The organism is Actinosynnema sp. NPDC059797 (assembly GCF_042732085.1).
Taxonomy (GTDB): domain Bacteria; phylum Actinomycetota; class Actinomycetes; order Mycobacteriales; family Pseudonocardiaceae; genus Actinosynnema.
The window spans coordinates 1-5,649 of sequence record NZ_JBHWIE010000421.1; the positions used below are offsets into that span (position 1 = coordinate 1).

6 protein-coding genes are annotated in these 5,649 nt (G+C 72.3%); 5 read left to right on the forward strand and 1 reads right to left on the reverse strand.

Annotation, left to right across the window (positions count from 1 at the left end; all coding sequences use genetic code 11):
- Positions 1-86 precede the first annotated feature (86 nt).
- The 4 genes from ACFV4N_RS38845 to ACFV4N_RS38860 are packed head-to-tail and all read left to right on the forward strand — an operon-like array spanning position 87 to position 4,161.
- Complete coding sequence (locus tag ACFV4N_RS38845) at positions 87-1,091, forward strand: ABC transporter permease (RefSeq protein ID WP_499677681.1); 1,005 nt, start codon at positions 87-89, stop codon at positions 1,089-1,091.
- The gene (locus tag ACFV4N_RS38850) at positions 1,088-2,014 is read left to right on the forward strand and encodes an ABC transporter permease (protein WP_499677682.1); all 927 of its coding nucleotides are present in this window, start codon (positions 1,088-1,090) and stop codon (positions 2,012-2,014) included. Before ACFV4N_RS38845 ends, ACFV4N_RS38850 begins: the two co-directional genes overlap by 4 nt.
- 6 nt (positions 2,015-2,020) lie before the next feature.
- The gene (locus ACFV4N_RS38855; RefSeq protein ID WP_499677683.1) at positions 2,021-3,019 is read left to right on the forward strand and encodes an ABC transporter ATP-binding protein; all 999 of its coding nucleotides are present in this window, start codon (positions 2,021-2,023) and stop codon (positions 3,017-3,019) included.
- Positions 3,016-4,161: an ABC transporter ATP-binding protein gene (locus ACFV4N_RS38860; protein WP_499677684.1), complete on the forward strand. Its 1,146-nt coding sequence runs from the start codon at positions 3,016-3,018 to the stop codon at positions 4,159-4,161. The genes ACFV4N_RS38855 and ACFV4N_RS38860 overlap by 4 nt, the downstream gene beginning before the upstream one ends.
- Before the next feature lie 230 nt (positions 4,162-4,391).
- Here the strand turns inward: ACFV4N_RS38860 and ACFV4N_RS38865 are convergent, their stop codons facing one another.
- Positions 4,392-4,955: a TIGR03086 family metal-binding protein gene (locus tag ACFV4N_RS38865; RefSeq protein ID WP_499677685.1), complete on the reverse strand. Its 564-nt coding sequence runs from the start codon at positions 4,953-4,955 to the stop codon at positions 4,392-4,394.
- A gap of 73 nt (positions 4,956-5,028) precedes the next feature.
- On the opposite strand from ACFV4N_RS38865, the gene ACFV4N_RS38870 reads away from it, so the two are divergent.
- On the forward strand, positions 5,029-5,622 hold the full coding sequence (locus tag ACFV4N_RS38870) for a TetR/AcrR family transcriptional regulator (protein ID WP_499677686.1): 594 nt from the start codon (positions 5,029-5,031) through the stop codon (positions 5,620-5,622).
- Positions 5,623-5,649 lie beyond the last annotated feature (27 nt).

Genomic DNA, 5,649 nt, shown 5'->3' on the forward strand with positions numbered 1-5,649 from the left:
GGGTGTCACGGGCGTTTCCCCCCTCGTGGCGGGGGGGGGCCCCCCGCCCCCCCGCCCCCACCACTGCTGTCCAAGGGGTTTCCATCATGCTGCGATTCATAGTCCGTCGCCTGCTCCAGGCGATCCCCACGCTGCTGGTCCTCTCCCTGCTGGTCTTCATCTGGCTGCGCTCGCTGCCCGGCGGCCCCGCCGGCGCGCTGCTCGGCGACAAGGCGACCCCGGAGAAGATCGAGGCGCTCAACAAGGTGCTCGGGCTCGACCAGCCCGTGTTCATCCAGTACTTCAAGTTCCTCGGGCGCACGCTCACGGGGGACTTCGGCAGCTCGCTGATCAGCGGTGAGCCGGTGTTGGCCGAGATCGGCCGGGCGCTACCCGCGACCATCGAACTGTCCATCGCGGCGCTGCTGTTCGCCGTGGTGGTGGGCATCCCGCTGGGCTACCTGGCCGCGAGCTACCGCGGGCGCTTCCTCGACAACGCCGCCGTGATCGGCACGCTCGTCGGCGTCGCCGTCCCGGTGTTCTTCCTCGGCATCCTGCTCAAGCAGGTGTTCGCGCAGGACCTCGCGCTGTTCCCGCCCTCGGGCAGGCAGGACGTCACGATCGAGGCGACGCACGTGACGAACTTCGCCGTGCTCGACGGCATCCTCACCCAGGAGTGGGACGCCTCGGCCGACGCGCTGTGGCACCTGGTGCTGCCGGCGATGGCCCTGGGCGCGATCCCGCTCGCGGTCATCGTGCGGATCACCCGGGCGTCCGTGCTCGACGTGCTCAACGAGGACTTCGTCCGCACCGCCAACGCCAAGGGCCTCCAGGCGCCGATCGTGCGGCGCAGGCACGTGCTGCGCAACGCGATGCTGCCCGTGTCCACGACGATCGGCCTCCAGACCGGCCTGCTGCTCGGCGGCGCCGTCCTCACCGAGCGGGTGTTCGTGTGGGGCGGTCTCGGGTCGCTGCTCGCCCAGGGCATCGAACGCCGCGACTACCCGCGCCTCCAGGCGCTGCTGCTGATGGCGGCGGTGGTGTACGTCCTGGTGAACCTGCTGGTCGACATCTCCTACGCGATCATCGACCCGAGGGTGCGGACGTCATGACGACACTGCTGAACCGGAAGAAGCGGCGAGTCGACGAACTGGCCGAGTCCGCGGGCACCAGCCTCGCCGCCGACGCGCTCAAGCGCATGGCCCGCAGCCCCGTCGCCATCATCGGCGCGAGCATCGTGGGGCTGTTCGTGGTGCTCTCGATCGTCGCGCCCTTCATCGCGCCCAAGGACCCCTACCGCCGGTACCCCGAGCTGGTCGACGTCCTGCGCGCCGACTTCATCGCGGGCCCCATGCCCGGCTTCCTGCTCGGCAGCGACGAGCTGGGCCGCGACTTCTTCAGCCGGCTGCTGGTCGGCGCGCAGCAGTCGCTGATCGTGGGCGTGGGCGCGACGCTGATCGGCCTCGTGCTCGGCATGCTGATCGGCGGCGCGGCGGGCGCGTTCGGCGGTTGGGTGGACAGCCTGCTGATGCGGTTCACCGACATCATGCTGTCGATCCCGAGCCTGCTGCTGGCGATCTCGATCGCCGCGCTGGCCAGCCGGGGCAGCCAGACCACGGTGATCGTCGCGGTGGCCGTGACCACGGTGCCGATCTTCGCCCGGCTGCTGCGCGGCGCGATGCTGGCCCAGCGGCACAGCGACCACGTCCTGGCGGCGACCGCGCTGGGCGTGAAGCGCAAGACGATCGTGTTCCGGCACATGCTGCCGAACTCGCTCGGCCCGGTCATCGTGCAGGCCACGCTGACCCTGGCGACCGCCATCATCGAGGCCGCGTCGCTGTCGTTCCTCGGGCTCGGCGACCCCGACCCGGACCGCGCGGAGTGGGGCCTGATGCTGGGCAACTCGCAGCGCTGGATCGACGTCCGACCCGAGCTGGCGTTCTACCCGGCCATCGCGATCATCATCGTGGCGCTCGGGTTCACGCTGCTCGGCGAGTCGCTGCGCGAAGCCCTCGACCCGAAGAACAGGAGGTGAACCGCGGTGGCGATGCTCGAAGTGCGTGACCTGCGCGTGGTGTTCCAGCGCCGGGGCGCCGAACCGTTCAGCGCCGTCGACGGCGTCTCCTTCGACGTGGACCCCGGGCAGACCGTCGGCCTGGTCGGCGAGTCCGGCTGCGGCAAGTCCGTGACGTCGTTGGCGATCATGGGCCTGCTGCCCTCGCGCGGCAACAAGGTCACCGGCTCGGTGAAGTTCGAGGGCACGGACCTGCTCAAGCTGAGCAACCGGGAGATGCGGGACCGCCGCGGCCGCGACCTGGGCATGGTGTTCCAGGACCCGCTGTCGTCGCTGAACCCGGTGATCCCGATCGGGTTGCAGGTGACCGAGGTCCTGGAGCGGCACCGGAACATGCCGCGCAAGCAGGCGATGGTGGAGGCGGCGGACCTGCTGGACAAGGTCGGCATCCCCGACCCCCGGCGGCGGCTGAGCGAGTACCCGCACCAGCTCTCCGGCGGCATGCGGCAGCGCGCGCTGATCGCCATCGCGCTGGCGTGCCGGCCCCGGCTGCTCATCGCCGACGAGCCGACCACCGCGCTGGACGTGACGATCCAGGCGCAGATCCTGGCCCTGCTCAAGGAGCTGGTCCAGGACACCGGCACGGCGCTGATCATGATCACGCACGACCTGGGCGTGGTCGCGGGCCTGTGCGACGAGGTCAACGTGCTGTACGGCGGCCGCGTCGTGGAGGAGGCCGAGCGGCACCCGCTGTTCGCCGAGCCGCGGCACCCGTACACCCACGGCCTGCTCGCGTCCATCCCCCGCCTCGACGCCCCGCGCGGCGAGAAGCTGACCCCCATCAAGGGCTCGGTCTCCGACAACATCCCGTGGGACCACGGGTGCGCCTTCGCGCCGCGCTGCCCGAACGCGCTGCCGGTGTGCCGCGAGGTCACCCCGGCGCTGGAGCGGGCCGACCTGCGGGCGCTGCGCTGCCACAACCCGGTGCTGCCCGGGACGCCCGCCGCACAGGAGGTGCCCGCATGACCGCGGCCGTCGAACCGACCGCCACCGGAGACCAGGCCGCGGGCGGGTCGCTGGTGTCGGTCGAGGGCCTGAAGGTCCACTTCCCGATCAAGCGCGGCTTCGTGGTGGACCGCACGGTCGGCCACGTCTACGCCGTCGACGGGGTGGACCTGAACATCCGGCGCGGCGAGACCTACGGGCTCGTCGGCGAGTCGGGCTGCGGCAAGTCGACCCTCGGGCGCGGCATGCTGCGCCTGGTCGAGCCCACCGCCGGCCGCGTCGTGTTCGACGGCACGGACCTCGTCGGGCTCAAGGGCGAGTCGCTGCGGCAGATGCGGCGGCGGATGCAGATGGTGTTCCAGGACCCGATGTCGTCGCTGGACCCGCGGCAGTCCGTGGAGTCGATCCTGGTCGAGGGCCTGCGGGCGCACGGGCTGGACAAGGGGCGCGAGGCGACCGGCAAGCGGCTGCGCTCGCTGCTGTCGGCGGTCGGCCTGCCCGTCACGTCGCTGCGCAAGTACCCGCACGAGTTCTCGGGCGGCCAGCGGCAGCGCATCGGCATCGCGCGGGCGCTGGCCGTGGAGCCGGACCTGATCATCGCCGACGAGCCGGTGTCCGCGCTGGACGTGTCGGTGCAGGCGCAGGTGGTCAACCTGCTGGAGGAGCTGCAGGACGAGTTCGGCCTCACCTACCTGGTGATCGCGCACGACCTCGCCGTGGTGCGGCACATCTCCGACCGGGTCGGCGTGATGTACCTGGGCGGGCTGGTGGAGGAGGCGACCTCGGACGCCCTCTACGCCGAGCCGCTGCACCCGTACACCAAGGCCCTGCTGTCGGCGATCCCCGTGCCGGACCCGCTGGTGGAGGACCGCCGCGAGCGGATCCTGCTGACCGGCGACCTGCCGTCGCCCGCCAACCCGCCGTCCGGCTGCCGGTTCCACACCCGGTGCCCGTGGCGGCAGGAGACCCGGTGCGACACCGAGCGGCCCGCGCTGCGCGAGGTGCTGCCGGGGCACAAGGTGGCGTGCCACTGGGCGGAGGACATCCGGTCGGGCGCCATCCGCCCGCACGAGGTCGAACCGGTGCTGGTGGAGGAGGACGGCGTCACCCCCGACGTCCCCCTGATCGGCCCGTCCTCGGTGACCGAGATCCTCAACCCCTGACGCGGCAGGGGGCGCCCTCCCCCCAGAAGGGCGCCCCCTGCCTCCCCCCATTCACGCGAGTCGTACGCTCAACCCTCGCGTGTCATGCGTTCAGCACCCCCGAGTTCGACATTCGCAGCCCCGGCACGCCATCGCCGCGTGGTGCGAACGTCGAACTCGCCGGGTCTGAGTGCATGACTCGCCGGGTTCGAGCGCATGACTCGCGAGGTCTGAGCGCATGACTCGCGGGGTTAGGCGGGCCAGGTGGGGGAGCGGCCCAGGAGGGCGACCAGGCGGTCGGTGATGGGGGCGTCCTCGGCGACCGGGACGGGGTGGGCGAACGCGGCGCCGGGGCCCCGGACGTCCGGCGTGTCGGGGTAGCGCAGGGCCATGCGGTAGGCGGCGTCGGCCATGGCGGGGTCGAGGGTGGCGTCGGCGCCCAGGGCGCGGCGCAGGTCCCAGGCGTGCACCAGGTTGTCCACGAAGTGCGCGGCCACCAGGTCCTTGCCCCGGCGCGGGCCGTAGCCCGGGAACGTGGCGGTGCGGTCGAGGAAGCCGTCCGCGCGGAACGCCTCCGTCGCCGCGTCGGCGGCCACCCGGTAGGCGGTGAGCATGTCGTCGCTCGCGGGCTCGATCGGCCCGGTCCCCAGCGCGGCGGCGGTGAAGGACAGCGTCGCCTCCACCTGGTGGCGCATCAGCTCGTAGACGGTCCAGCCGCCGCACGGCGTGTCCAGGTCGAGGCGGTCCTCGCCCACCTCCGCCCACAGCTCCAGGTTCAGGTCGAGCGCCGAGCGGTTCAGCTCCAGCAGGTCCATCGGTTCCCCCTTCAAGTTGTACGAACGATCGTACAGTTAGTTTGCCGGGGATCAAGGGGTTAGCGTGAGGACCGTGAAGGTCGACGGACGGGTGGAGCGCGGCGAGCAGACGCGGCGGCAGATCCTGCGGCGCGCCGCGGAGATCGCGTCGGTCGAGGGCCTGGAGGGCCTGTCGATCGGGCGGCTGGCGACCGAGCTGGAGGTCAGCAAGAGCGGCGTGTTCGCGCACTTCGGCTCGAAGGAGGAGCTCCAGCTGTCCACCGTGCGCGCGGCCGCGGCGATCTTCGTCCGGCAGGTCGTGGAACCGGCGCTGGCCGTGCCGCCCGGTCCGGGGCGCCTGGAGCTGCTGCTGGACGGCTGGCTGGCGTACTCGGAGGGGCGCACCTTCCCCGGCGGCTGCTTCTTCTACGCGGTGCAGGCCGAGTTCGACGCGCGGCCCGGCCGGGTGCGCGACCAGGTCGCCGAACTGGGCGCCCGGTGGCACGAGCTGGTCCGGGACACCGCCGCGGCGGTGCCCGGGGTGTCCGACCCGGACCAGCTGGCGTTCGAGCTGATCGCGTTCCTGGAGCTGGCCAACGCCCGGTCCGTCCTGCACGACGACCCGCACGCCTACGACCGGGCCCGCGCGGCGGTCCGGGCCCGGCTGGACCAGGCCGCCCGCGGCTGATCACCCGACCCCCGCCCGGCCGGCACC

Coding starts and splice junctions, on each gene's coding strand:
- ACFV4N_RS38850 (WP_499677682.1), top strand. CDS start 1,088: ATGACGACACTGCTGAACCGGAAGAAGCGGCGAGTCGACGAACTGGCC.
- ACFV4N_RS38865 (WP_499677685.1), bottom strand. CDS start 4,955: ATGGACCTGCTGGAGCTGAACCGCTCGGCGCTCGACCTGAACCTGGAG.
- ACFV4N_RS38860 (WP_499677684.1), top strand. CDS start 3,016: ATGACCGCGGCCGTCGAACCGACCGCCACCGGAGACCAGGCCGCGGGC.
- ACFV4N_RS38845 (WP_499677681.1), top strand. CDS start 87: ATGCTGCGATTCATAGTCCGTCGCCTGCTCCAGGCGATCCCCACGCTG.